The following is a 25,915-nucleotide window of genomic DNA, read 5'->3' on the forward strand; positions in this document are numbered from 1 at the left end:
CTGGGCGGGTGCTGGTTGAAACCCCTAGATCACAAAGACGGTCGGGGCGTGTCCGATCTTCACCCTTGCGTACTCCCTCACGTCTGAGGAATACCCACCCATCAGCATCGGAAAGCGGCCGGTTGTATCGTCGAAGTGTTCAACACCCGCCAAGGGTGGCTCCAATTGCTACAACCGCGCAGGAAACGGCAGGAGAAATGACCGTGCAGCAAGAGGCTCCCACCGACGACGGTGCGCAGACCGGCGACCCGCTAGAGGTGTGGATCGACCAGGACCTCTGCACCGGCGACGGCATCTGCGCGCAGTACGCCCCCGATGTCTTCGAGCTGGACATCGACGGTCTGGCCTACGTGAAGAGCCCCGAGGACGAGCTGCTGCAGAACCCGGGAGCCACCGCGCCCGTGCCGCTGACGCTTCTGCAGGACGTGGTCGACTCGGCCAAGGAGTGCCCCGGCGACTGCATTCATGTACGTCGGGTTTCGGACAGCGTCGAGGTGTTCGGCCCCGACGCCCCGTAGCGGTTCACATACTCTGCGCGGCCGGTCGGCCGGCCCGTACGAACTTGTCTCCCTGCCACTGCCACTTGACCTTTTCCTGCTCGTCCGGGCAGCAGCGGGGCACGTCGGGCGACGAGTAGCCGAGCAGGGTCGCGGAGACCATCCCGTCCCGTACGGCGAAGTCCGTGATGCTCTGCCGGTCCGCCGGGTCGACCAGGGTCGCCACGACGCGGGCGGGCCGGGTCAGAACGTAGACGCCGCTCGGCGGGGTGCCGGAGCCCGACGCGCAGCGCACGACCGCCACGGTCTCGGGCCTGCGGTCGCCGTCGAGGTCGGCCGAGCCCTGTTTCACCACGACGCTCTTGGCTCCCCCGCATTCCAGCGGATAGACGGCGGCGGAGGCGTCGGGTGCGGCTTCGGGCGCTCCGCCGCTCACCGGTCCGGGGCCTGGCGCGGTCTGGGAGGCGGTGGCGGCGCCGGGCTGCAGCAGTCCGGCCGCCGTGAGGACCGCGCACATCGCTGCGGCCGTGGCCAGCCAGTGCACGGGGCGGGGCCGGGTGTGCGCGAGGTCCGGGACGACGGAGGTCTGCACGCGGGATGTCTCCTGTGGGGCAGTCCGGTGGGGTGGCGAGCATCGTGCCACATGTCACAGCGCGGCGCAGCGGCGGGGTCACAGCGATTTCCGGGGCTGCTGACGGAGGATCCGGCAGTGGATCGCCGGGCAACGGAAAAGCGCCGCCGCCCAGTTCCCCGGTCGGTCGGAGAACTCAGCGGCGGCGCTTGCTTGTTGGCGGATCAGCCCTTGGAGGCCGACCCGCTTTCGCTTCCGGGACCCGTGTAGTCGTCGCCGTACGAACCCTTCGAGGGACGGCGGCGGCGCAGCGGGGGCTCCACGCCGTCCGCGAGGCGGCGGGCGGTGAGCAGGAAGCCGGTGTGGCCGATCATCCGGTGGTCCGGACGGACGGCGAGGCCCTCGACGTGCCAGTTGCGGACCATCGATTCCCAGGCGGCCGGTTCGTTGAACGTGCCGTGCTCACGGATCGACTCGACGGTCCGGGCGAGCTGGGTGGTGGTCGCGACATAGGCGCAGAGGATGCCGCCGGGGACGAGCGCCTTGGAGACGACATCAAGACATTCCCAAGGAGCGAGCATGTCGAGGATTACCCGGTCGACCTCGGTGTCGGAGAGGTTGTCCTGGAGGTCGCCGACAGTGAGCTGCCAGGCGGGGTGCGGGCCGCCGAAGTAGCGCTCGACGTTCTGCGTGGCGATCTGGGCGAAGTCCTCGCGGCGCTCGTAGGAGTGCAGCATGCCCTGGTCGCCGACGGCGCGCAGCAGGAAGCTGCTGAGCGAGCCGGAGCCCACACCGGCCTCGACGACGCGGGCGCCGGCGAAGATGTCGGCGAAGGCCAGGATCTGCCCCGCGTCCTTGGGGTAGACCACGGCGGCGCCGCGGGGCATGGACAGGACATAGTCGGGGAGCAGGGGGCGCAGCGCAAGGTAGGCGACGTTCCCCGTGGTACGGACAACATTGCCCTCGGGGAGGCCGATCAGCTCGTCGTGGGAGAAGGAACCCTTGTGGGTGTGGAAATTCTTCCCGGCTTCGAGCGTGAACGTGTAGTGGCGTCCCTTGGGGTCTGTGAGCTGGACCTGGTCCCCGACCTTGAAGGGGCCGCGTCGGCGGGCGGCACCGGTCGGTTCGGACATGTGACCAGACTACCGGCCTTTTTGAGGCCCCGTTCACCCCGGCCGCCCGCCGCACCGCCGGGCGGACCTGGGGTCCTTCAGGACTGTGGCCTCGCCATGGCCGCGACGAAGGCGCGTTCCACGTCGGTGGTGGACAGGACGCCGTAGATCTCGCCGTTCTCCTCGATGACGAGGTACTCGGTGGCCGGGGAGGCCCGGAGGCGTTCCAGGAGGGCTTCGCCCGCCAGTTCGGCGGGGACGAGCATGTCGTCGGTGAGGTCCTGCGCGAGGCCGCTCACCGCCACCCAGGGGCGGCGGTGTTCGGGTACGCCGGCGATGGCCGCCTCGCGGACGACCGCGGTCGGCTCGCCCTGGCCGTCGACGACCACCAGGGCGCGGGCGCCGGACTCGTTTGCGCGGCGCAGTGCCTCGGAGAGCGGAGTGGCGGACTCGACGGGGACCGCGCGCCGGGTGAGGGTGCGGGCGCGCAGGTCGGGGAGGTGTTCGCGGAGCCGGGCCATGCGCAGGCTGTTGCCCGCGCCGGTCCAGATGATGGCCGCGAGGATGGCGGCGAGCAGCGCGTCGGTCACGGTTTCCATGCCGCCGATGTCCGCGGTGGAGTTTCCGAGGGCGCCGGTGTGGGTGAGCAGCGGGAGGCCGATGAGGACGGTCACGGCGAGGGCCCTGCCGACCCAGGCGGCGGCGACGGTACCGCTCATCGGGTTTCCGGTGATCTTCCAGATCACGGCGCGGAGCATCCGGCCGCCGTCGAGGGGCAGGCCGGGGAGCAGGTTGAAGGCGGCCACGATCAGGTTGGAGATCATCAGGCCGGCCAGCAGGACGCCCGGGACGGTGCTTGCCTCGACCGCCTTCATGCCTCCGTAGAAGATGCCGGACAGTACGAGGGAGAGGAGGGGGCCGACGAAGGCGAGGATGAATTCGCGTCCCGGCGTCTCGGACTCCTTCTCGATCTCCGAGACGCCGCCGAAGAACTGGAGCTGGATGCGGCGCACCGGCAGTTTGAAGCGCAGGGCCGCGACGGTGTGGGCCAGTTCATGGACGAGCACCGAGGCGTAGAAGGCGACGGCGAAGAAGAGAGCGACCAGGTAGCGGAGGTTTCCCAACTCGGGGAGTACGCGGTCGAGCTGGCCGCCGAAGACCCAGGTGATGAGGGCGGCGACGAGGAACCAGCTGGGTGCGACGTACACCGGAACGCCGAAGGGGCGGCCCATCAGAAGTCCGCCGCCCGGTTCGCGGGGGCGTTGCGGCTTGCCGCCGTCGGGCGGGGCGCCGGGGCTCTTGTCCCCTGCGCCGGACTGCGGCTGTCCGCTCTCGCCGCTCTCGTCCACGGTGTCCCTTCGTTCGGTCGTCGTGCTTCATGTGCGGACCGCTCGGTGCTTCGCCTCCCGCCGGGGCGGTCGGCCCTACGATCATGCGGGTCGGATGCGTCTGTCGTCGATGGTATGCGGCTCGCTGTCAGTGGCGGGTCGTAGGGTCTGAGTCATGACTACGAGTACCGGTCGGGCCGATGCCGCCCAACGCCCCATGTCGTTGTCCCCCTCGCGGGCGAGCGACTTCATGCGGTGCCCGCTGCTCTACCGGTTCCGGGTGATCGACAAGCTGCCCGAGAAACCGAGTGAGGCGGCGACCCGCGGCACGCTGGTGCACGCGGTGCTTGAGCGGCTGTTCGACGATCCGGCGACCGAGCGCACGGCGCCGAGGGCCAGGGCGATGGTTCCCGGGCAGTGGGACCGGCTGCTGGAGTCCAAGCCCGAGCTGGTCGAGCTGTTCGCGGAGGATCCGCGGGGCGAGCGGTTGTCGCACTGGCTGGAGCAGGCCGAGGAGCTGGTGGAGCGTTGGTTCACGCTGGAGGACCCGACGCGCCTGGAGCCGGCGGAGCGTGAGCTGTTCGTGGAGACGGAGCTGCAGTCGGGTCTGCGGCTGCGCGGCATCATCGACCGGGTGGATGTGACGCCCTCGGGCGATGTCCGGGTCGTCGACTACAAGACGGGCAAGGCGCCGAGGCCGGAGTATGCCGAGGGTGCGCTGTTCCAGATGAAGTTCTACGCGCTGGTGATCTGGCGGTGGAAGGGGCTGGTGCCGCGCCGGCTCCAGCTGGTGTATCTGGGCAGCGGTGATGTGCTGACGTACGACCCGGTCGAGGAGGACCTGGAGCGGGTGGAGCGCAAGCTGCTCGCGCTGTGGGACGCGATCAAGGAGGCCACCGAGACGGGTGAGTGGCTGCCGCGCCGGACGAAGCTGTGCGGGTGGTGCGACTACCAAGCGGTATGTCCGGAATTCGGTGGCACTCCCCCGGTGTATCCGCTGTCGGTGCGCCCGGCCGAATCGGCCGGGGAGGACCAGGGCAGAATGGGCCCGGTCTAGAGAAGGAGAACCTGTGGCTATCCGCGTCCTACTGGTCGACGACCAGCCGCTGCTGCGCACCGGCTTCCGGATGATTCTGGAGGCCGAGCAGGACCTCGCGGTCGTCGGCGAGGCCGGAGACGGTCTGCAGGCGCTCGACCAGGTCCGGGCGCTGCAGCCCGATGTGGTCCTGATGGACATCCGGATGCCGCGGATGGACGGGGTCGAGGCGACCCGTCAGATCACCGGGCCGGGCCGCGACGGCCCGGCGAAGGTGCTGGTGCTGACCACCTTCGACCTCGACGAGTATGTGGTGGAGGCGTTGCGGGCGGGCGCCAGTGGGTTCCTGCTGAAAGACGCGCCCGCCAATGAGCTCGTCCAGGCGATCCGGGTGGTCGCGGCCGGTGAGGCGATGCTGGCGCCGAGCATCACGCGTCGGCTGCTCGACAAGTACGCCGATCATCTGCCGTCGGGCGAGGAGCAGATGCCCGACACGCTGCACACGCTGACCGATCGCGAGGTCGAGGTGCTCAAGCTGGTGGCCCGCGGCCTGTCCAATGCGGAGATCGCCGCGGATCTGTTCGTCAGCGAGACCACGGTCAAGACCCATGTCGGTCATGTGCTGACCAAGCTGGGTCTGCGCGACCGTGTGCAGGCCGCGGTGTACGCGTACGAGAGCGGACTGGTCAGGCCCGGCGCCCAGTAGCGGACGCCGGGCCCGGAGAGCGGGTTCGGCAGCAGATCAGCAGCGGGGGCCGACGGTGTCGGTCCCCGCTGCCGGTTCTGTCAGGCCTTGCTGATTTCCCAGAAGCGGAAGACGGTCGAGGCGTCCAGAGTCCATTCGAGGCCCGCGATTCCGTCGTGCGCCACGGCGTACTGCTTGCCCTGCCACAGCGGGAGGAGCGGCAGTTCGGCGGCGACGATGTCCTGGAGCTTGCCGAAGTCCTCCTCGACCGTGGTGCGGTCCGCGGCGGCGGCGGTGTCCGGGATGATCCGGCCAGTGATCTCTTCGTTCTCGAAGTTGTTGCCGAGGACGTTGTCCTTGTCGAAGAACGGCTGGGTGAAGTTGTCCGGGTCCGGATAGTCGGGGACCCAGCCCTTCACGTACACGCCGTAGCGGCCGGCCGCGATGTCCTTCTCGTACTGCTCCGTCTCGACCGACTTGACCGTCGCGTCGAAGAGCCCGCTCGTGTTGAGCTGCTTGGCTATCGCCTCGAACTCCTGCACCGTGGCGGGGCCGTAGCGGCTCGGGGTGGCCCAGAGGGTGAGCTTGACCTTGCCGTTGATGCCCGCGGTCCGCAGCGCCTTGGCGGCCTTGGCCGGCTGCGGGCTGCCGCCGTAGGTGTCGAAGAACGCCGTGTTGTGGGCGCCGATGCCGGCCGGGACGATCGAGTACAGCGGGGTGGCGGTGGACTGGTAGACGTCCCGTACCAGTGCGTCGCGGTCGACGAGGTAGGCGATGGCCTTGCGCACGCCGAGCTTGCCGACGACCGGGTCGTTCACATTGAAGACCAGGTGCTGGACCTCGGCGCTGGTGCCCTCGACGATCTCGACGTCGTTGTCACTGCTGTCCTTCGAGCGTTCGAGCTCCGCGATGTCCCCGGCGGTGAGGCCTCGGTAGGCGAGGTCGATGTCGCGCTTCTTGAAGGACGCGGCCAGCGCCTTCTGGTCACCGTGGAAGAACTTCATGGTGACGCCGCTGTTCTTCGTCTCGGCGGTGCCCCGGTAGCTCTCGTTGACCGAGAAGCCGGCCCCTGCCTCGCTGAAGGAGTCCAGCTTGTACGGGCCCGAGCCGACGGCCTTGTGGTCGGTGCGCAGCTCGTCGGAGGGGTACTCGGTGTGGTCGACGATGGATCCGGCACCCGAGGCGATCTTGCTCGGGAAGGTGGCGTCCGGGACCTTGAGGTTGAAGACGACGGTCTTCTCGTCGGGCGTCTTGATCGTGTCGATCGTGGACAGCATGACCGGCGCGGGGCCGGCCTTGTCGTTGATCTTCAGGGCGCGCTCGAAGGAGTACTTGACGTCCTTGGCGGCCAGCGTGTTGCCGTTGCTGAACTTCAGTCCGTCGCGCAGTGTGCAGCGGAAGATGGTGCTGCTGCCGTTGTCGAAGCCGCACTTCTCGGCGGCCTCGGGCTGCGGAACCGAGCTGCCCTTGGGGAAGCTGAGCAAGGACTGGAAGACGTTGTTGAACAGCAGCCAGGATCCCGGGTCGTAACCCGAGGCGGGGTCGGTGGCCAGCACCTCGTCCGACATTCCCATGACGACCTCGCCGCCGGAGCTCCCGGAGCCGCCCTCATCGGAGCCGCAGCCGCCGAGCAGACCCGCTGCCAGGCCCACCGCGAGCGGGGCCGTCAGCCACTGGTTACGCGTTTTCACAGAACTTGCCTCACTGATTTACCGAATGCCTTTACCGAATTGCCCACCGGCCGCGTGCTCGACGCGGCCGGGTACTGCCGGCGTCGTCAGACGCCGCGGCCCAACTCCCACAGCTGCAGGTCCGCGGAGCTGGTGACCGACCACTCGACCCCGGTGATGTCGTCGCGCGCGGCGACGTACTGCTTGCCCTGCCACAGCGGCAGCAGCGGCACGTCGTCGGCGACGATTTCCTGGATCCGCTCGAACGGCGCGGACGCCGCGCCCCGGTCCGCGGCGCGCCGTGACTCGGGGATGAGCTTGGTGCGGATTTCCGTGTTCGCGTACGGGCTGTTGAGGAAGTTGTCCGCGTCCAGGAACGGTGCGACATAGCTGTCGGCGTCCGGGAAGTCGGGGAACCAGCCCATGCCGTAGACGGCGTAGTCACCGCGGTTCTGGTTCTCGCGGAACTTCGTCCACTCGGTGCCCTTGGTGTCGACATCGAAGAGCCCGGTGGCGTTGAGCTGCTCCTTGAGCACCTCGAACTCCTTCTCCGTGGCCGCACCGTAGTGGTCGGTGGTGTAGTTCAGGGTGAGCTTGACCGGCGTGCTGATGCCGGCCGTGCTCAGCATGTTCGCGGCCTTTTTGCGGTTCGGCTCGCCGTACTTGTTGAAGAACGAGTTCTGGTGGCCGGCGATGCTGGCCGGGATGAGGGAGTACAGCGGCTCTGCGGTGGCCGGGTAGACCTTGCCCGCGAGTTCGCCTCGGTCGATGACGGCGGCCATCGCCTGGCGCACTGCCTTGTCCTTCACCGTGGCGTCGTCGGTGGTGAAGCCCAGGTAGCGGATCTCCAGGCCGGGCATCTCGACGAGGTCGATGCCCTCCTGCGGGTTCTCCGACATCCGCTCGATCTGCTCGGGCGTCAGGGTGCGGGTCATCATGCCGATCTCGCCGTCCTTGAGCGCCTTCTCCATCGCGTCGGCGTCCGGGAACGAGCGCAGCTCGACCTTGTCGTTGCGCAGCTTCAAGTCGCCCTTGTAGTCGGGGTTCTTGGTGAAGACGGCGCTGGTGACCTTGTTGCCCTTGGTCTCGGCCTTCATGGAGTACGGTCCTGAGCCGTTGATCTCGAAGCCGTCGCGGAGCTTGTTGGCCGCGTACGCCTTGGGGTCGACGATCCCCGCGGCGGGCGTCGAGAGCTTGTACGGGAACGTGGCGTCGGACGTCTTCAGGTGGAAGACGATCTCGCTGTCGCCGTTGGTCTCGATGGTGTCGATGTTGGTCAGCAGGCCGCTCGGGCCGCTGCTGTCCTTGATCTTCACCACGCGCTCGAGCGAGAACTTCACGTCGTCGGCGGTCATGGCCTCGCCGCCGGCGAACTTGAGTCCGCTGCGCAGCTTGCAGCGGAAGCTCTCGTTCTGGGTGTCGGTGAAGCCGCACTTGGAGGCCGCTTCCGGCACCGGCTCACCGCCGCCGCGCGGGATGTGCATCAGCGTCTGGACGGTCTGGCGCAGGATGTTCCAGACACCCGCGTCATACGTGAACGCGGGGTCAAAGGGTGCCGGGGTGTCCTTGGTAGCGGCGAACTGGTCCGTGGTACCCACAACAATGGCGTCGCCGCCCTTGCCCCCACTGTCCGTCGCGCCACACGCGGCCAGCACGGGGGCGAGCAGACCGATCACGGCCGGCAGCACCAGAGTCTTGCGGTTCATCCTGGACGTTCTCCCTCATCCGGCACTGAGTTTGAGCGATTGCGGGACACTCCGCCGCCGCCACCCGGTCTGGGCGGGGCGATCGGGCCGGATGCAGTGCGATCGGTTCCGTGGTGTCAGCAACTGGTCGAGCGCTGAGGCACGCATTGATGCGGCGAAGTACTCACGACGAGATTAGTGGGAATCGCCCAGGAAGCAGGACCGATGCACGGCCGGACTGTTATGGGCCGGTGATCATGATTGGCGGGATGCCGCCGCCGGGGTGCGGGAATGATTCGTACACCGCTCCACCAATGCGGACACAAGGGTGCCGGAATCGGCCTCACGGCGGCGATCGAGGGCTCGCGCACGCCCGCACCGGCCGACCCGCCCGTGATGAACATCACGCCGGGCGGGCTATTGATCGGCGGCCTTTTCGCGCGCTCCATCCGGCGGGGAAAAAGCACATTTCAATGCCGGGAGTTCTCGACGCCTTTCAGGAAAACACGCTCGGTGAACGGTCAGTGCATTCCCGTAATCAGTGTGCTGAGAAAAGCGAGGTCGACTTCTTCGAGCGAGCCCACGACCACCCGGCCGAAAGCGGGCGCGATCGGGGCGACGGACGGCACGGCCACCACACGGCAGCCGGCCGCCTCGGCGGCGGCCACACCGGTCGCGGTGTCCTCGATGACCGCGCACCGCGTCGGGTCGGCTCCCAGCCGCAGCGCCGCGTGCAGATACGGGTCGGGGTGCGGCTTGGTGCGCGTCACCTCGTCGCCCGCGACGGTGAGGGTGAACTTGTCCGGCCCCAGGGACTCAAGGACCCGGTCGATGATGCGCCGGTGCGAGGCGGAGACCAGGGCGGTGGGCATGGAGTGCGCGGCCAGCTCGGCCAGGAGGCGGGCCGCTCCCGGCATCAGCGGCACCCCGTGGTCGATGCGGGACTCGAAGCGGTCGTTGAGGAGCACGGTGATTTCGGGGAGCGTGATGTCGGCGCCGGTGGCCTCGATGAGATAGCCGACGCTACGGGTCATGGGCCCGCCGACCACCACGTCGCGCCACGCCTCGTCCAGCACGTGCCCGAGGTCGGCGAAGACCGCCACTTCGGCGTCCCACCAGAAGCCCTCGGTGTCGACCAGGGTTCCGTCCATGTCGAGGAAGACGGCCTGCAGGGCGGAGCCTTCGGCCAAACGGGTACTGGGCGCGGGAACCGTACTGGTCATCCGGGCACACCTCCTTGAGGGACGAGAAGGCCGGTCACCCTCCTGGTGGGGAGGGCGGCCGGCCTGCACTGGACGGACCAGTGTACGACTCGACGGCTCAGCGCGCGTTGAAGTATTTCGCCTCGGGGTGGTGAATGACGATGGCGTCGGTGGACTGCTCGGGGTGCAGCTGGAACTCCTCGGAGAGTTCGACGCCGATCCGCTCGGGCTTCAGCAGGTCGGAGATCTTCGCGCGGTCCTCCAGATTGGGGCAGGCGCCGTAGCCGAGCGAGAAGCGCGCGCCGCGGTACTTGAGCGCGAACATGTCCGCCACGTCGGTGGGGTCCTCCCCCGCGAAGCCGAGTTCGGTGCGCACGCGCGCGTGCCAGTACTCGGCGAGGGCCTCGGCCAGCTGCACGGACAGGCCGTGCAGTTCGAGGTAGTCGCGGTAGGAGTTGGACTCGAAGAGCTCGGCGGTGGCTCCGCCGATCTTCGAGCCGACGGTGACGATCTGCAGGCCGACCACGTCCGGCTCGCCGGACTCCTCCGGGCGGAAGAAGTCGGCCAGGCACAGGCGGCGACCGCGGCTCTGGCGCGGGAAGGTGAAGCGGGTGCGCTCGGAGCCGTCGTCGTTGAGGAGGATCAGGTCGTCGCCCTTGGAGTGGCACGGGAAGTAGCCGTAGACCACCGCGGCCTCCAGCAGGTTCCTGGTGTGCAGCTGCTCCAGCCAGCCGCGCAGCCGCGGCCGGCCCTCGGTCTCCACCAGCTCCTCGTACGTCGGCCCGTCGCCGGCCCTGGCCTGCTTGAGGCCCCACTGGCCCTTGAACAGGGCGCCCTCGTCGAGCCAGGAGGCGTACTCCTTGAGACCGATGCCCTTGACGACGCGGGTGCCCCAGAACGGCGGGGTGGGCACCGGGTTGGTGATGCTCACGTCGGAGCGGGCCGCGCCCTCTTCGGGGGCTTCCTCGACGAGGGGGGTGTCGAGCTTGGCGACCCGGCGCTTCTTCAGTTCCGGCAGTACGGCGCCGGGGACACCGCGCTTGATGCCGATGAGGGTGTCCATCAGGCGCAGGCCTTCGAAGGCGTCGCGTGCGTAGCGGACTTCGCCCTCGTAGATCTCGTGCAGGTCCTGCTCGACATAGGCCCGGGTGAGTGCGGCGCCGCCGAGGATCACCGGGAAGTCGGCTGCCATCTTGCGCTGGTTGAGCTCCTGGAGGTTCTCCTTCATGATCACTGTGGACTTGACCAGGAGCCCCGACATGCCGATGACATCGGCGCGGTGTTCCTCGGCGGCCTCCAGGATCGCGGAGACGGGCTGCTTGATCCCGAGGTTGACGACGTTGTAGCCGTTGTTGGACAAAATGATGTCGACCAGGTTCTTGCCGATGTCATGGACGTCACCGCGCACGGTGGCCAGCACGATGGTGCCCTTGCCGTCGTCGTCGGTCTTCTCCATGTGCGGCTCCAGGTGCGCCACCGCGGTTTTCATCACCTCGGCGGACTGGAGCACGAACGGCAGCTGCATCTGACCGGAGCCGAACAGCTCACCGACCGTCTTCATGCCCTCCAGCAGCGTCTCGTTGACGATCTCCAACGCCGGACGGCTCTCCAGCGCCTCGTCGAGATCCGCCTCCAGGCCCTTCTTCTCCCCGTCGATGATCCGCCGCTGCAGACGCTCACCCAACGGCAGCGCGAGCAGCTCCTCGGCCTTGCCCTCCTTCATCGACTTCGTGTCGACACCGTCGAAGAGTTCGAGGTAGCGCTGGAGCGGGTCGTAGCCTTCGGCGCGGCGGTCGTGGATGAGGTCGAGGGCGACGGAGACCTGCTCCTCGCCCAGCCGGGCGAGCGGCAGGATCTTCGACGCGTGCACGATCGCCGAATCCAGTCCGGCCTTCACACACTCGTCCAGGAAGACGGAGTTGAGGACGATGCGGGCTGCCGGGTTCAGGCCGAAGGAGATGTTGGACAGGCCCAGCGTCGTCTGCACATCGGGGCGGCGGCGCTTGAGTTCGCGGATGGCCTCGATGGTGGCGACGCCGTCCTTGCGGGACTCCTCCTGCCCGGTGCAGATGGTGAACGTCAGGCAGTCGATGAGGATGTCGGACTCGTGGATGCCCCAGTTGCCGGTCAGGTCGTCGATGATCCGCTCGGCGATGGCGACCTTGTGCTCGACGGTACGGGCCTGGCCCTCCTCGTCGATGGTCAGCGCCATCAGGGCCGCGCCGTGTTCCTGGGCCAGTGCGGTGACCTTCGCGAAGCGCGATTCGGGGCCGTCGCCGTCCTCGTAGTTGACCGAGTTGATGACGGCCCGCCCACCGAGCTTCTCCAACCCGGCCCGCAGTACGTCGACTTCGGTGGAGTCGAGCACGAGGGGCAGGGTGGAGGCGGTGGCGAACCGGCCGGCCAGCTCCCGCATGTCCGCGACCCCGTCACGGCCGACGTAGTCCACACACAGGTCGAGCATGTGCGCGCCCTCACGGATCTGGTCACGGACCATCTCCACGCAGTCGTCCCAGCGGGCCTCCAGCATCGCCTCACGGAACTTCTTCGACCCATTGGCGTTCGTACGCTCCCCGATCGCCAGGAACGAGGTGTCCTGCCGGAAGGGGACGGTCTGGTAGAGGGAGGCCGCGCCGGGCTCGGGGTGCGCCGTGCGCTCGGCGGGGCGCAGGTCACGAACGCGCTCGACGACCTGGCGCAGGTGCTCGGGCGTCGTACCGCAGCAGCCGCCGACCAGCGAGAGACCGTACTCGTGGACGAACGTCTCCTGCGCGTCGGCGAGTTCACCGGCGGACAGCGGGTAGTGCGCGCCGTCCTTGCCGAGCACGGGCAGACCGGCGTTGGGCATGCAGGAGATCGGGATGCGCGAGTGGCGGGCGAGGTAGCGCAGGTGCTCGCTCATCTCGGCGGGCCCCGTCGCGCAGTTCAGCCCGATCATGTCGATGCCCAACGGCTCCAGCGCCGTCAGAGCCGCGCCGATCTCCGAGCCGAGGAGCATGGTGCCGGTGGTCTCGACGGTCACCGAGCAGATCAGCGGGAGGCTGACACCCGCGACCTCCATCGCGCGCCGCGCGCCAATGATCGCGGACTTCGTCTGAAGCAGGTCCTGCGTCGTCTCCACCAGCAGCGCGTCCGCGCCACCGGCGATCATCCCCTCGGCGTTCTGCTGATACGCGTCCCGCAACGTCACATACGGGGCATGCCCCAGCGTCGGCAGCTTCGTCCCCGGACCCATCGAACCCAGCACCCAACGCTGCTGCCCGGTCGACACCGTGAACTCGTCCGCCACCTCACGCGCGATCCGCGCCCCCGCCTCCGACAGCTCGAAGACCCGCTCCGCGATGTCGTACTCGGCCAACGCCGCGTAATTCGTCCCGAAGGTATTCGTCTCCACACAGTCCACACCGACCGCGAAATACTCCTCATGCACCGAACGCACAATGTCCGGCCGGGTGACATTCAGGATCTCGTTACAGCCCTCCAGCTGCTCGAAGTCCTCCATGGTCGGATCCTGCGCCTGCAACATCGTCCCCATCGCACCATCCGCCACCACCACACGCGAGGCAAGCGCAGCACGGAAGGCTGCTACTCGGGTGCTGCTGCTGGCAGGGGTGGAGGTCGGCAACGAGGCCATGGAAGTGCTCCCTGAGGTGCGACGGCTGTCGGCTTTGTGCCTTCCGGCGGAAGGCACACCCGGCCAGGGTAGCTGTGGTGTCGTTCGCGCCACGATGCGTCCCACGAGGCGGACGGAGTGGCGCGCGGTGACACTGAGTCGACATGAGCCGATACTGTTCAGCATTGTCGAACCGAGACGGAGGAGGCAGAGCGGTGGCACGGCATATCCAGTCGCTCGAGCGGGCGGCTGCGATGCTGCGCCTGCTCGCCGGTGGCGAACGAAGGCTCGGCCTGTCCGAGGTGGCCTCCTCGCTCGGCCTGGCCAAGGGCACCGCGCACGGCATCCTGCGCACCCTCCAGGCGGAGGGTTTTGTCGAACAGGACGCCGCGTCGGGCCGCTACCAACTGGGCGCCGAGCTGCTCCGCCTGGGCAACAGCTACCTGGACGTGCACGAGCTGCGCGCCCGTGCGCTGGTGTGGACCGACGATCTGGCCCGTTCCAGCGGCGAGAGCGCCTACCTGGGCGTGCTGCACCAGCGTGGTGTGCTGGTCATCCACCACGTCTTCCGCCCGGACGACAGCAGGCAGGTTCTTGAGGTGGGGGCGATGCAGCCCCTGCACTCCGCGGCCCTGGGCAAGGTCCTCTCCGCGTACGACCCCGTGGCGCACAACGAGGTCCTGGAGAACGACCGCGAGACCTTCACGCCGCGCACGGTCACCGACGCGGTGGACTTCGAAGCCGTCCTGGATCTGACCAGGGCGCGCGGCTGGGCCGCCGATGTGGAGGAGACCTGGGTCGGGGTGGCCTCGATCGCCGCACCCATCCACGACCGGCGCAGGATGCCCGTCGGCGCGGTCGGCATCACCGGTGCGGTGGAGCGGGTGTGCGAGGGCGGGGAGCTCCGTCCCGACCTGGTCGCCGCGGTGCGCGACTGCGCCCGTGCCGTTTCCCGGGATCTGGGCGCCGGGCGCTTCTGAGGCGCGCTCGGACATCTCCTGTCACGCTGGTAACGATCGCGACACTCGTCACAGAACCCTTGACGGGTGTGTTTATCGGAGGGAAAACTGCCGTTCATCGGTCGGCAATGCCGAACACCTACCGGCAATACGCGCTAGAGTGTGGCAAAGCCAAGGGACCGGCTAGGCCCTCACCGAGGGCGCGGACCACCCGGAGGGACTCGGGTTCCGCCTTTTCCCTGGACGAAGGACAAAGGAGTCGCGGGTGTCCAGCTCCGACATCTTCATCGGCGAGATCATCGGTACCGCCGTGCTCATCCTGCTCGGCGGCGGCGTCGTCGCCGCCGTTGTGCTCAAGCGCTCGAAGGCGCAGAACGCCGGCTGGCTCGCCATCACCTTCGGGTGGGGCTTCGCCGTCATGACGGCCGTCTACATGACCGGCACGCTGTCCGGCGCCCACCTCAACCCGGCGGTCACGGTCGGTATCGCGATCAAGGACGGGGGCTGGAGCAACGTCCCGGTCTACTTCGCCGGCCAGATACTCGGTGCCATGATCGGCGCCACCCTGGTCTGGATCGCGTACTACGGCCAGTTCCAGGCCCATCTCACCGACCCGGAGATCCTCGCGGCGCAGCCCGCCGAGGAGGGCCTGGTCGACCAGAAGGCCGCTCCCAAGGCCGGCCCGGTGCTCGGCATCTTCTCCACCGGCCCGGAAGTCCGGAACGTCTGGCAGAACCTGGCCACCGAGATCATCGGCACCACCGTGCTGGTTCTCGCGGTGCTCACCCAGGGCCTCAACGACAGCGGCAAGGGCCTCGGCGTGCTCGGCGCCCTGATCACCGCCCTCGTTGTTGTCGCCATAGGTCTGTCACTCGGTGGCCCGACCGGCTACGCGATCAACCCGGCCCGCGACCTGGGCCCGCGCATCGTGCACGCTCTGCTCCCGCTGCCGAACAAGGGCGGCTCCGACTGGAGCTACGCCTGGATCCCCGTCGTCGGCCCACTGGCCGGCGGAGCACTGGCCGCGGGGATCTACCAACTCGCGTTCGCCTGAGCCGACCGGCCGACCCTCCAAGACCTCCGGGAGCACACCGTGACCGACGCACACACCACCGGCCCGTTCATCGCGGCCATCGACCAGGGCACCACCTCCAGCCGCTGCATCGTCTTCGACAAGGACGGCCGCATCGTCGCGGTCGACCAGAAGGAGCACGAGCAGATCTTCCCGAAGCCCGGCTGGGTGGAGCACGACGCGAGCGAGATCTGGACCAACGTCCAGGAAGTCGTCGCGAGCGCCATCGAGAAGGCGGGCATCACGCCCGACGACGTCAAGGCGATCGGCATCACCAACCAGCGTGAGACGACGCTGATGTGGGACAAGAACACCGGTGAGCCCGTCCACAACGCCATCGTCTGGCAGGACACCCGCACCGACGCGCTCTGCAAGGAGCTCGGCCGCAACGTCGGCCAGGACCGCTTCCGCCGTGAGACGGGCCTGCCGCTGGCCAGCTACTTCTCCGGCCCGAAGGTCCGCTGGCTGCTCGACAACGTCGACGGCCTGCGTGAGCGCGCCAACAGCGGCGACATCCTCTTCGGCACCATGGATTCCTGGATCATCTGGAACCTCACCGGTGGTACCGACGGCGGCGTCCACGTCACCGACGTCACCAACGCCTCCCGCACGATGCTCATGAACCTGCAGGAGATGCAGTGGGACGAGAAGATCGTGCAGTCCATGGGCATCCCGGCGGCCGTGCTGCCGGAGATCCGTTCCTCCTCCGAGGTGTACGGCGTCGCCAAGGAGGGCCCGCTCGCGGGTGTGCCCGTCGCCTCCGCGCTCGGTGACCAGCAGGCGGCCCTGTTCGGCCAGACCTGTTTCGCCCAGGGCGAGGCGAAGTCGACGTACGGCACCGGCACGTTCATGCTCATGAACACCGGCAACACGCCCGTCAACTCGTACAACGGCCTGCTGACGACCGTCGGATACCAGATCGGCGACCAGAAGCCCGTCTACGCCCTCGAAGGCTCGATCGCCGTCACCGGTGCGCTCGTCCAGTGGATGCGCGACCAGATGGGCCTGATCAAGAGCGCCGCCGAGATCGAGACGCTGGCCTCCTCCGTCGAGGACAACGGCGGCGCGTACTTCGTGCCCGCCTTCTCCGGCCTCTTCGCCCCGTACTGGCGTCCCGACGCCCGCGGCGTGATCGCCGGTCTCACCCAGTACGTCACCAAGGCGCACATCGCCCGCGCCGTTCTTGAGGCCACTGCCTGGCAGACCCGCGAGATCAGTGACGCCATGACCAAGGACTCCGGCGTCGAGCTGACCGCACTCAAGGTCGACGGCGGTATGACCTCCAACAACCTGCTGATGCAGACCCTCTCGGACTTCCTGGACGCCCCCGTGGTGCGCCCGATGGTCGCCGAGACGACCTGCCTCGGCGCCGCCTATGCCGCCGGCCTGGCCGTCGGCTTCTGGTCCAGCACCGACGAACTGCGCGCCAACTGGCGCAGGGCCGCCGAGTGGACCCCCCGCATGGACGCGGACACCCGCGACCGCGAGTACAAGAGCTGGCTCAAGGCCGTAGAGCGGACCATGGGCTGGATCGAGGACGAGGAGTAAACATGACCACCCTGCAGAGCGTCCCGGCCCTCGGGACGCACCCGGCTGACGGTTCCACAGCGAGCCGCGCCGAGACTCGGGAGCGACTTTCCAAGGCGACGTACGACCTCCTGGTGATCGGCGGCGGCATCCTGGGCATCTCCACTGCCTGGCACGCCGCGCAGTCCGGGCTGCGGGTGGCGCTGGTGGACGCCGGCGACTTCGCCGGCGCCACCTCCTCCGCCTCCTCCAAGCTGCTCCACGGCGGTCTGCGCTACCTGCAGACCGGCGCGGTCAAGCTGGTCGCGGAGAACCACTTCGAGCGCCGCGCGGTCTCCCGCGACGTCGCACCGCACCTGTCCAACCCGCTGAAGTTCTACCTCCCCGTCTACAAGGGCGGCCCGCACGGCGCGGCCAAGCTCGGCGCGGGCGTCTTCGCCTACTCCGCGCTGTCCGCCTTCGGTGACGGCGTCGGCCATGTGATCAGCGCCTCGAAGGCCGCGCGCGAGGTGCCCGAGCTGCGTACGGACAACCTCAAGGCCGTGGCCGTGTACGGCGACGACCAGATGAACGACTCCCGCATGGCCCTGATGACGGTCCGCGCGGCGGTCGAGTCGGGCACCACCGTCCTCAACCACGCCAAGGTCACCGGGCTGCGCTTCACCGGCGGCCGGGTCACCGGTGCGGAGCTCGAAGACCGCATGGACGGTACGGAGTTCGGGGTCGACGCCCGTCTGGTGCTCAACGCCACCGGCCCGTGGGTCGACCACCTGCGCAAGCTGGAGAACCCCGACGCGGCGCCGTCCATCCGCCTCTCCAAGGGCGCGCACCTGGTCCTCAGGCGCACCGCCCCCTGGCGGGCCGCGCTGGCGACGCCGATCGACAAGTACCGGATCACCTTCGCGCTGCCGTGGGAGGACCAGCTGCTGCTGGGTACGACCGACGAGGAGTACGAGGGCGACCCGGCCGATGTCGCCGTCAACGAGAAGGACATCACCCAGATCCTGGACGAGGCCGCCTTCTCCATCCGCGACCAGCAGCTGTCCCGCGACCTGATCACCTACTCGTTCGCCGGTCTGCGGGTGCTGCCCGGCGGCCCCGGGAGCACCTCCAAGGCCAAGCGCGAGACGGTCGTCACCGAGGGACGAGGCGGCATGCTCTCGGTGGCGGGCGGCAAGTGGACGACATTCCGTCACATCGGCCGCACCGTTGTGAACAAGCTCGCCGCACTGCCCGGCCACCCGCTGGGCGAGGACATGGAGCCGATCTCGCGGCTGCCCAAGCACCAGCCGCTGCCGGGCATCTCCAACCCGAACGCGGTCGCGCACCGGCTGCTCGTCGACGGCGGCAGCCCCGGCCCGCGGATGGGCGGGGACACCGCCCGCCACCTGGCCACCCACTACGGCTCGCTGGCCTTCGACATCGCGCGGCTGGCCAACGACAACCCGGCGCTGGCCGAGCGAGTCCACCCGGACGCGCCGGAGATCTGGGCGCAGGTCGTGTACGCCCGGGACCACGAGTGGGCCGAGACGGCGGACGACGTACTGCGCCGCCGTACGACGCTGACGATCCGGGGCCTGGCCACGGACGAGATCCGCGGCAAGGTGACCGACGTACTGGACCGCAAGGCCTGAGTGGACCCGGCGGCGCGGTGGGGCCCGGGGGCAAGCGCCTCCGGGCCCCACCGCTGCCCGCGTCCGGCCGGATACTCACCGGTACCGCGGCGCGGCATAATGAGGCGATACATCGGACGTCTGGTGGCAGTTGCCGGACGCAACGAGGAGGTCGTCCATGGCCGTCACCGACGAAGCCATCGAGAAGATCAAGGAAATGATCGTCTCGGGCGCGTTGCGGCCCGGCGACCGACTCCCCAAGGAGAGCGAACTCGCCGCCGAGCTCGGCCTGTCCCGCAACTCGCTGCGTGAGGCGGTGCGCGCCCTGTCGCTGATCCGCATCCTCGACGTGCGCCAGGGCGACGGGACCTATGTCACCAGCCTGGACCCGCAGCTGCTCCTCGAAGCGGTGAGTTTCGTCGTGGACTTCCACCGGGACGACACGGTGCTGGAGTTCCTGGCGGTACGTCGCATCCTGGAGCCCGCCGCCACCGCGATGGCGAGTTCCCGGATCACGGGCGCTCAACTAGACGCCCTGAGCGCCCAGTTGGACGACCTGGGCGCGCAGCCCTCGGTCGAGGAGCTGGTCGCCTGCGATCTCGAATTCCACCGCGTCATCGTGCAGAGCTCGGGCAACTCCGTACTGTGCTCCCTGCTCGACGGGCTTTCCGGCCCGACGACCCGGGCCCGCATCTGGCGCGGTCTGACCCAGGAGGACGCGGTCAGCCGCACGCTCCACGAGCACCGCGCGATCCTCACCGCGCTGCGCGACGGGGACGCGGAGGCGGCGCGGTCCTGGGCGACGGTGCACATCGCGAGCGTCGAGCAGTGGCTGCGCACCACGCTCTGACCGCACTCCGTCCTTTTCGATTGATTTCATGCACGAAGGGCACGCTTCCCCGGTGCGGATCAGGCGTCACCCTGTTCACCCGGCCGTGCGCAGAGGCTGCGGCCGGACCTGCTGGAAGCCGTAGGGTTGGCACATGCACAAAGGAACTTCACACGCTTCGGAAGGAGGCACTGGGTGATCGAGCTCGAGAGTGTTCCCGAGCTGATCGACCCGGTCATGGTGGCCGCGTTCGAGGGCTGGAACGACGCCGGCGACGCCGCCTCCGCCGCGGTCGCGCACCTGGAGCGGGAGTGGAAGGGCGAGGTGTTCGCGGCGCTGGACGCCGAGGACTACTACGACTTCCAGGTGAACCGCCCCACGGTGTTCCTGGACGGCGGGGTACGCAAGATCACCTGGCCGACCACGCGGCTTTCCGTCGTGAGGATCGGCGGCGACAAGCCCCGTGACCTCGTTCTGGTCCGTGGCATCGAGCCGTCGATGCGCTGGCGCTCGTACTGCAACGAGATCCTCGGCTTCGCCCATGAGCTGGGCGTCGAGATGGTCGTGATCCTGGGCGCGCTGCTCGGTGACACTCCGCACACCCGCCCGGTGCCGGTCAGCGGCGTCACGTCGGACGCGGACCTGGCGCGGGCGATGGATCTGGAGGAGACCCGGTACGAGGGCCCGACGGGCATCGTCGGCATCCTCCAGGAGGCGTGCACGCACGCCGGCGTCCCGGCCGTGAGCCTGTGGGCCGCCGTGCCGCACTACGTCTCGCAGCCGCCGAACCCCAAGGCCACCCTCGCGCTGCTCAACCGGCTCGAAGACCTCATCAATCTGCGGATCCCGCTCGGCGAGCTGCCGGAGGACGCCCGCGCCTGGCAGGTCGGTGTGGACCAGCTGGCCGCGGAGGACAGCGAGGTCGCCGAGTACGTGCAGTCGCTGGAGGAGGCGCGGGACACCGCGGACCTTCCCGAGGCGTCGGGTGAGGCCATCGCCCGCGAGTTCGAGCGGTACCTGCGGCGGCGCGACGGCGGTCCGGGGCCCGGTACGGCCGGCCCCGGTCGTGCCACGGACGGAAGCGAAAGCAGTACGACGTACCTGCGTGACAACTCCAGCGGTCGCACCCGGCCGCCCAGGCCGCCGCGCGCGGAGGCGGTTCCCGAAGAGGCGGTCCCCGAAGAGGGCGACGCCGACGAGGCCGGCGGCAGCGGGGCGGAAGACTCCTCGGAGGAGTAGCGGGCCGGGAGTGGCGCGGTACGGAGTGATGACGGTGGGGCGGCGCCTTGGGGCGCCGCCCCACCGTCATCACCTGCGCGGTACGGCCCTCGGACCCGGCGCACGGACACCACGTCGTACTCCGTGCCGGGCGTCGGCGGCACGTCGAAGCGGGCGTTGGGCAGATGGATCCGGTCGCCCCGGGGGCCACCGTGGTGGTGGGAATCCGGAAACTCGGGTCGGTGATGCGGGCGACCGCGACGCCCTTGGCGCCGCTCGCGCTCAGCCGCACCACGTCGATCGCGTTCTGCGACTGCTGGACGATGTACGGGAGTTGGCCGAGCAGCAGCAGGCCGTCGCCGTCATCTTCAGCGGGCCCAGCGCGGCCCGCCGGGCGACGCCCGTGCGCGGTTCGACGCGCATCAACACGGGTGACCATTCCACCCGCCTGTGGCAGCTCACCGGCGCCGCCCGAGCGGCAGCCCGTGGAGCGCCGGGTTGAACGAATCGGTGAACCAGGCGATACCCGGCCCGCCCATTCGCCTTCTCGCAAAGGGAGTTGGTGCGGGCGGGGGCCGGTGGACCGACCGGAGCGCGGGGCGTCGGAGGCACCCGGCACAGGGCACAGGGCACAGGGCACAGGGCACAGGGCGCCCCAAGAAAGCGGTGCCGGGCGGATGTCCCTCCGCCCGGCACCGTCATGTCCCTACAGGAGCTCTGTACGGGGTTCAGCTACAGGGCCACCCCGAGGAGTGCGTCGACGGCGCGCGAGACCACACCGGGCGCCCCCTCCTGCGTACCGCCGTCGGACTGCTGGAGCGCGGCCCAGCGGTCCACCGCACGCAGCGCGGACGGGGTGTCGAGGTCGTTCGCGAGAGCTTCGCGGATCTCCTCGACGAGGGCGTCGGCGGACGGCCCGTCGGGGCGCGACACGGCGGCGCGCCAGCGAGCGAGACGCTCGACGGCGTCCGCGAGCACCTGGTCCGTCCACTCCCAGTCGGAGCGGTAGTGGTGCGAGTGCAGGGCCAGACGGATCGCGGCCGGGTCGACGCCGTCGCGGCGCACCTTCGACACGAAGACCAGGTTGCCCCGGGACTTCGACATCTTCTCGCCGTCCAGGCCGACCATCCCGGCGTGCACGTAGGCCTTGGCGAACGGGTGCTCGCCGGTCAGCGCCTGGGCGTGGGACGCGCCCATCTCGTGGTGCGGGAAGGCGAGGTCGGAGCCGCCGCCCTGCACGTCGAAGCCCATGCCGAGGTGGTCCAGGGCGATGGCCACACACTCGATGTGCCAGCCGGGCCGGCCGCGGCCCAGACTCGCGCCGTCCCAGCTCGGCTCGCCCTCACGGGCGGCCATCCAGAGCATCGGGTCGAGCGGGTTCTTCTTGCCGGGGCGGTCCGGGTCCCCACCGCGCTCGGCGGAGAGCAGCCGCATCGCGTCGGCGTCGAGCCCGGACACCTCACCGAAGTGCGGATCGGCCTCGACGGAGAAGTACACATCCCCTTCGAGTTCGTACGCGGCCCCCTTGTCGCGCAACCGCTCCACGAGCGGGACGATGCCGGGTATCGACTCGACCGCGCCGATGTAGTGCTGCGGCGGGAGCATTCGCAGGGCCGTCATGTCCTCGCGAAACAGAGCGGTTTCACGCTCCGCGAGCTCGGTCCAGTCGTGTCCGTCGCGGATCGCCCGCTCCAGCAGAGGGTCATCCACGTCCGTCACATTTTGGACGTAATGAACCTGCCGCTTGGTATCGAGCCACACGCGCTGAACGAGGTCGAACGCGTTGTAGGTCGCCGCGTGACCCATGTGGGTCGCGTCGTACGGCGTGATACCGCAGACATAGATACGGGCGACGGGGCCGGGGTCCAGAGAGACGGGACCACCGGTCGCGGTGTCGTGGATCTTGAGGTCGCGGCCCTTACCAGGCAGGGCGGGGACGTCAGAAGCGGGCCAGGCATGCATGTCATGAGCGTAACCGGACGCACGTTCCGGATACGAACCGGATACGGAACCGATCACCGGTCATGGCCGGTGAGACATCACACGGGCGGCCAGGGAATAGCCGGCCACTCCCCGCTCGGCTGCGGGTGGCGGGCCGTGGTCCGCAGCGCCGTGACCCGGGCGCGCACCGCCTCCACCTCGGCCGGGGTGATCAGCTCGGCCAGACGGGTGGCGAGGGGGCCGCCCTCCGCCAGGGCGTCGGACACCCGCGCCAGAACCTCCAGGGCCTCCGCCGTCAGGGGGTCGCCCGCCCAGCCCCACAGCAGGGTGCGGAGCTTGTCCTCGGCGTTGAAGGTCACGCCGTGGTCGATGCCGTACAGCTTGCCGTCAGCCGTCGGCAGCAGATGACCGCCCTTGCGGTCGGCGTTGTTGATGACCGCGTCCAGGACCGCGAGCCGCCGCAGCCGCTCGTCGTCGGCGTGCACGAGCAGGGCGGTGCGGCCTTCGGCGACCTCCGCGAGGACGACCGGCTTCCAGCCCTCGCCGGGCTCCTCGTCCTCGACCAGGGCCAGCAGTGAGCCGTCGGCGTCCGCCTCGATCCACAGCTGGCACATGCCCTCGCCGTACGGCCCGTCGCGCAGCACCGTCGGCGGCACCAGGCCCCAGCCGGTCACCTCGGAGATCTCGTACGCGGCGACCTCGCGCTGGGCGAGCGTGCCGTCGGGGAAGTCCCACAGGGGCCGCTCCCCGGCGACCGGCTTGTACACACAGGACGCCGACACGCCCTCGTACTCGATCCCGCAGTAGAGCACCGCGTTGGACGCCTCACGGACCCGTCCGCGGACGGTGAGCCGCCCTTTCGCCAGGACGGTGAGCTGATCCACCGGCGTCACGCTCCGCGCCGGTATCCGTTCTGGCGCGGACATACGTGTCCTTCCGAATCGAGCGGCAGGCTGCACAGCGGGCAGGGCGGTCGCCCCGCGTTGACGACGTCGAGGGCGCGCTTGGCGAAGGCTCTCGCCTGCGCGCCGCTGAGCCGTACCCGCAGCATCGGCGGGCCGTTCTCCTCGTCTTGGAGCAGCCGTTCCTCGGCGTCCGCGAGGTCTTCCTCGTCCGAGGCGTCGAGTTCCACCAAAGCCTGCGCCTCGACGATCATGCGCTGCTCCTCGCCGTCCCAGGCCAGCGCCATGGTGCCGACGCGGAACTCCTCCTCGACGGGGGCGTCCAGCGGCGCGCTGTCCGAGACATCGGTGGGGGCGACGGCCGGCACCGGGGCGTTGCCGCCGGTGCGGCGCACCACTTCGTCGAGCAGTTCGTCGATCCGCTCGGCGAGGGCGGCCACTTGGGACTTCTCCAGCGAGACACTGGTGACTCGACCGGCCGCCGACGCCTGCAGGAAGAACGTACGGCGTCCAGGCAGCCCGACCGTACCGGCCACGAAGCGGTCCGGTGGGTCGTAGAGGAATACCTGACGGGACACGTCCTGCTCTCCCTTGAAATCGGTTGTACGCGCGGGCTCAGGGCCCGTCCACCCTACTGCGCGGAGCGATCACGGTGCGCCCGCGCCGCCTCCTACGGCCGCGTCCGCGCCGTTGCCGTTCTCCCGCGGGGCCAGTGAGCCGAGGTCTCCGGTGTCGCCGAGGCGTACGAGAAACGGGCGCAGTCCCGTGTAGCGGATGGCCGTCAGGGAACACGGGTCGACGTGAATCCGCTGGAAGAGATCAAGGTGAAGGCCGAGCGCGTCGGCGACGACGGACTTGATGATGTCGCCGTGCGAGCACATCACGTAGACGGCGTCCTCGCCGTGCTCCGCCTCGATACGCGCGTTCCACTCCCGGACCGCGTCGACCGCGCGCGCCTGCATGGCGCGCATCGACTCGCCGCCGGGAAAGGTGACGGACGACGGGTGCTGCTGCACCGCGGTCATCAGCGGCTCGTCGGTCAGCTCGGCGAGCTTGCGGCCCGTCCAGTCGCCGTAGTGGCACTCGCCGATGCGGTCGTCGGTGTGCAGCGGGAGCCCGGGGCGCGCGTCGAGCAGCGGCTGGAGGGTCTGGCGGCAGCGGTCGAGGGGACTGCTGACGACGGCGGCCAGCGGCACGGCGGCCAGCCTGGTGGGGAGTGCGGCCGCCTGGGCGGTACCGCGCTCGTCGAGGGAGACGCCCGGCGTCCAGCCCGCGAGCAGCCCCGCGGTGTTGGCGGTCGAGCGTCCGTGGCGTACGAGGATCAGCGTGGCCATGGCGGTCAGCCTAGGCGGCCTGTCGCCCCGAGGTGCGCCCGGGCCCGGACCGGGGGAGAATGCGCGCCGTGATCGTGGACTGTGCCATCTACCGGGAAGGGCGCCGAACCGACGGCCCTTCCGACTTTTCGGATGCCCTCGCGGAGGCGCGTGCCACTGGGGACGCGTTTTTGTGGATCGGGCTGCATGAGCCGACGGAGGAGGAGTTCGCTCTCGTCAGCAGCGAGTTCGGGCTGCATCCGCTGGCCGTGGAGGACGCTCTCAGGGCCCATCAGCGGCCCAAGCTGGAGGTGTACGAGGATTCGCTCTTCGCGGTGCTCAAGCCGGTGCTCTACGAGCCGGAGAGCGACACCGTGACCACGGACGAGCTGATGCTCTTCGTCGGTGATTCCTTCGTGGTGACGGTGCGGCACGGCGAGAGCTCACCGCTGGCCGCCGTGCGCCACCGGCTCGAAGCCGACCCCGAAGTCCTGCGGCACGGGCCCACCTCCGTGCTGTACGCGGTGAGCGACGCCGTCGTGGACCACTATCTGGAGGTCGGGGTCGAGCTCCAGACCGACCTGGAGGAGCTGGAGGCGGAGGTCTTCGCACCGGTCGGGGAGCCGACGGGGGCGCCTGCCAAGAGCACGCCCCGCGTGCCCTCCACGGCCGCACGGATCTACACCTTCAAGCGGCAAGTACTCGAATTCCGCCGTGCGACGGGGCCGCTCACCCAGCCCATGCTGCGACTGTCGTCGCCCGGCCTGCCGTTCGTCGTCGAGCACGCGCAGCCGTTCTTCCGGGACGTGAGCGACCACCTCACCCGGGCCAACGAGCAGGTGGACGGGCTCGACCGGCTGCTGTCCGACATCCTTTCCGCGCACCTCGCGCAGATGGGGGTGCGGCAGAACGACGACATGCGGAAGATCTCCGCGTGGGCCGCCATGGCGGCGGTGCCGACGATGGTCGCGGGCATCTACGGCATGAACTTCGAGCACATGCCGGAGCTGACCTGGACGTGGTCCTATCCGGCGGTGATCCTCTTCATGGCGGTGTGCGAGTTCGGCCTGTACCGCCAGTTCAAGCGGCGCGGCTGGCTCTGATCCCGACGTCGGGTCGTTCGCGCGTTCCGGGCTCCGCCG

The 25,915-nt window shown here is 69.2% G+C and carries 22 protein-coding genes; 11 read left to right on the forward strand and 11 right to left on the reverse strand.

The window, feature by feature from the left end:
- The first annotated feature begins 197 nt into the window (after positions 1-197).
- The gene (locus ACLLJJ_RS05695; protein ID WP_434588159.1) at positions 198-518 is read left to right on the forward strand and encodes a ferredoxin; all 321 of its coding nucleotides are present in this window, start codon (positions 198-200) and stop codon (positions 516-518) included.
- 4 nt (positions 519-522) lie between these two features.
- Here ACLLJJ_RS05695 and ACLLJJ_RS05700 read toward each other — a convergent pair whose 3' ends face one another.
- The 3 genes from ACLLJJ_RS05700 to ACLLJJ_RS05710 form a co-directional block, all read right to left on the reverse strand.
- Positions 523-1,089: a hypothetical protein gene (locus ACLLJJ_RS05700; RefSeq protein ID WP_434588160.1), complete on the reverse strand. Its 567-nt coding sequence runs from the start codon at positions 1,087-1,089 to the stop codon at positions 523-525.
- Between the two features lie 203 nt (positions 1,090-1,292).
- A complete protein-coding gene (locus ACLLJJ_RS05705; RefSeq protein ID WP_283519011.1) occupies positions 1,293-2,201 on the reverse strand; it encodes a tRNA (adenine-N1)-methyltransferase in 909 nt (302 codons plus the stop codon).
- Between the two features lie 77 nt (positions 2,202-2,278).
- A complete protein-coding gene (locus ACLLJJ_RS05710; RefSeq protein WP_434588161.1) occupies positions 2,279-3,529 on the reverse strand; it encodes a site-2 protease family protein in 1,251 nt (416 codons plus the stop codon).
- A 154-nt stretch (positions 3,530-3,683) separates the two neighbouring features.
- Between ACLLJJ_RS05710 and ACLLJJ_RS05715 the strand changes: the two genes are divergently transcribed.
- Together ACLLJJ_RS05715 and ACLLJJ_RS05720 are read left to right on the forward strand one after the other, a co-directional pair.
- Positions 3,684-4,565, forward strand: coding sequence for a RecB family exonuclease (locus tag ACLLJJ_RS05715; RefSeq protein ID WP_434588162.1), 882 nt, complete (start codon positions 3,684-3,686; stop codon positions 4,563-4,565).
- A 13-nt stretch (positions 4,566-4,578) separates the two neighbouring features.
- Complete coding sequence (locus ACLLJJ_RS05720; RefSeq protein ID WP_434588163.1) at positions 4,579-5,250, forward strand: response regulator; 672 nt, start codon at positions 4,579-4,581, stop codon at positions 5,248-5,250.
- A gap of 80 nt (positions 5,251-5,330) precedes the next feature.
- Here ACLLJJ_RS05720 and ACLLJJ_RS05725 read toward each other — a convergent pair whose 3' ends face one another.
- The 4 genes from ACLLJJ_RS05725 to metH form a co-directional block, all read right to left on the reverse strand.
- A complete protein-coding gene (locus ACLLJJ_RS05725; RefSeq protein ID WP_434588164.1) occupies positions 5,331-6,920 on the reverse strand; it encodes an ABC transporter substrate-binding protein in 1,590 nt (529 codons plus the stop codon).
- A gap of 86 nt (positions 6,921-7,006) precedes the next feature.
- Positions 7,007-8,605, reverse strand: coding sequence for an ABC transporter substrate-binding protein (locus ACLLJJ_RS05730; RefSeq protein WP_434588165.1), 1,599 nt, complete (start codon positions 8,603-8,605; stop codon positions 7,007-7,009).
- A 500-nt stretch (positions 8,606-9,105) separates the two neighbouring features.
- Positions 9,106-9,807 carry an HAD family hydrolase gene (locus ACLLJJ_RS05735; protein WP_434588167.1) on the reverse strand — a complete coding sequence of 234 codons (702 nt, stop codon included), beginning with the start codon at positions 9,805-9,807 and terminating at the stop codon, positions 9,106-9,108.
- Between the two features lie 97 nt (positions 9,808-9,904).
- Positions 9,905-13,420: a methionine synthase gene (gene metH, locus ACLLJJ_RS05740; RefSeq protein ID WP_434588168.1), complete on the reverse strand. Its 3,516-nt coding sequence runs from the start codon at positions 13,418-13,420 to the stop codon at positions 9,905-9,907.
- A 143-nt stretch (positions 13,421-13,563) separates the two neighbouring features.
- Between metH and ACLLJJ_RS05745 the strand changes: the two genes are divergently transcribed.
- The 7 genes from ACLLJJ_RS05745 to ACLLJJ_RS05775 all read left to right on the forward strand — a co-directional run bounded on the left by ACLLJJ_RS05745 (position 13,564) and on the right by ACLLJJ_RS05775 (position 21,119).
- Positions 13,564-14,379: an IclR family transcriptional regulator gene (locus ACLLJJ_RS05745; protein ID WP_434588170.1), complete on the forward strand. Its 816-nt coding sequence runs from the start codon at positions 13,564-13,566 to the stop codon at positions 14,377-14,379.
- Between the two features lie 244 nt (positions 14,380-14,623).
- The gene (locus tag ACLLJJ_RS05750) at positions 14,624-15,412 is read left to right on the forward strand and encodes an MIP/aquaporin family protein (RefSeq protein WP_434588171.1); all 789 of its coding nucleotides are present in this window, start codon (positions 14,624-14,626) and stop codon (positions 15,410-15,412) included.
- Between the two features lie 39 nt (positions 15,413-15,451).
- Positions 15,452-16,978: a glycerol kinase GlpK gene (glpK, locus tag ACLLJJ_RS05755; protein WP_434588172.1), complete on the forward strand. Its 1,527-nt coding sequence runs from the start codon at positions 15,452-15,454 to the stop codon at positions 16,976-16,978.
- A 2-nt stretch (positions 16,979-16,980) separates the two neighbouring features.
- Entirely contained in the window at positions 16,981-18,591 is a 1,611-nt protein-coding gene (locus ACLLJJ_RS05760) for an FAD-dependent oxidoreductase (protein ID WP_434588173.1), read from the forward strand.
- Positions 18,592-18,748: 157 nt separating this feature from the next.
- Positions 18,749-19,420: a FadR/GntR family transcriptional regulator gene (locus tag ACLLJJ_RS05765; RefSeq protein WP_434588174.1), complete on the forward strand. Its 672-nt coding sequence runs from the start codon at positions 18,749-18,751 to the stop codon at positions 19,418-19,420.
- Between the two features lie 174 nt (positions 19,421-19,594).
- The gene (locus ACLLJJ_RS05770; RefSeq protein ID WP_434588175.1) at positions 19,595-20,638 is read left to right on the forward strand and encodes a PAC2 family protein; all 1,044 of its coding nucleotides are present in this window, start codon (positions 19,595-19,597) and stop codon (positions 20,636-20,638) included.
- Between the two features lie 313 nt (positions 20,639-20,951).
- Positions 20,952-21,119 carry a hypothetical protein gene (locus tag ACLLJJ_RS05775; protein WP_434588176.1) on the forward strand — a complete coding sequence of 56 codons (168 nt, stop codon included), beginning with the start codon at positions 20,952-20,954 and terminating at the stop codon, positions 21,117-21,119.
- A 230-nt stretch (positions 21,120-21,349) separates the two neighbouring features.
- Here the strand turns inward: ACLLJJ_RS05775 and mshC are convergent, their stop codons facing one another.
- From mshC to ACLLJJ_RS05795, 4 genes are all read right to left on the reverse strand, one after another.
- A complete protein-coding gene (gene mshC, locus ACLLJJ_RS05780; protein WP_434588177.1) occupies positions 21,350-22,579 on the reverse strand; it encodes a cysteine--1-D-myo-inosityl 2-amino-2-deoxy-alpha-D-glucopyranoside ligase in 1,230 nt (409 codons plus the stop codon).
- A gap of 77 nt (positions 22,580-22,656) precedes the next feature.
- Entirely contained in the window at positions 22,657-23,484 is an 828-nt protein-coding gene (locus ACLLJJ_RS05785) for an SCO1664 family protein (protein WP_434588178.1), read from the reverse strand.
- Complete coding sequence (locus ACLLJJ_RS05790) at positions 23,448-24,038, reverse strand: DUF3090 domain-containing protein (protein WP_434588179.1); 591 nt, start codon at positions 24,036-24,038, stop codon at positions 23,448-23,450. Before ACLLJJ_RS05790 ends, ACLLJJ_RS05785 begins: the two co-directional genes overlap by 37 nt.
- Positions 24,039-24,107: 69 nt before the next feature.
- Positions 24,108-24,794 (reverse strand): histidine phosphatase family protein, encoded by a 687-nt coding sequence (locus ACLLJJ_RS05795; protein WP_434588180.1) that lies wholly within the window; start codon positions 24,792-24,794, stop codon positions 24,108-24,110.
- 59 nt (positions 24,795-24,853) lie between these two features.
- On the opposite strand from ACLLJJ_RS05795, the gene ACLLJJ_RS05800 reads away from it, so the two are divergent.
- Positions 24,854-25,876 (forward strand): magnesium and cobalt transport protein CorA, encoded by a 1,023-nt coding sequence (locus tag ACLLJJ_RS05800; protein ID WP_434588181.1) that lies wholly within the window; start codon positions 24,854-24,856, stop codon positions 25,874-25,876.
- The last annotated feature ends 39 nt before the right edge of the window (positions 25,877-25,915 follow it).

It is taken from the genome of Streptomyces sp. A5-4, from assembly GCF_051131715.1.
Lineage (GTDB): Bacteria > Actinomycetota > Actinomycetes > Streptomycetales > Streptomycetaceae > Streptomyces.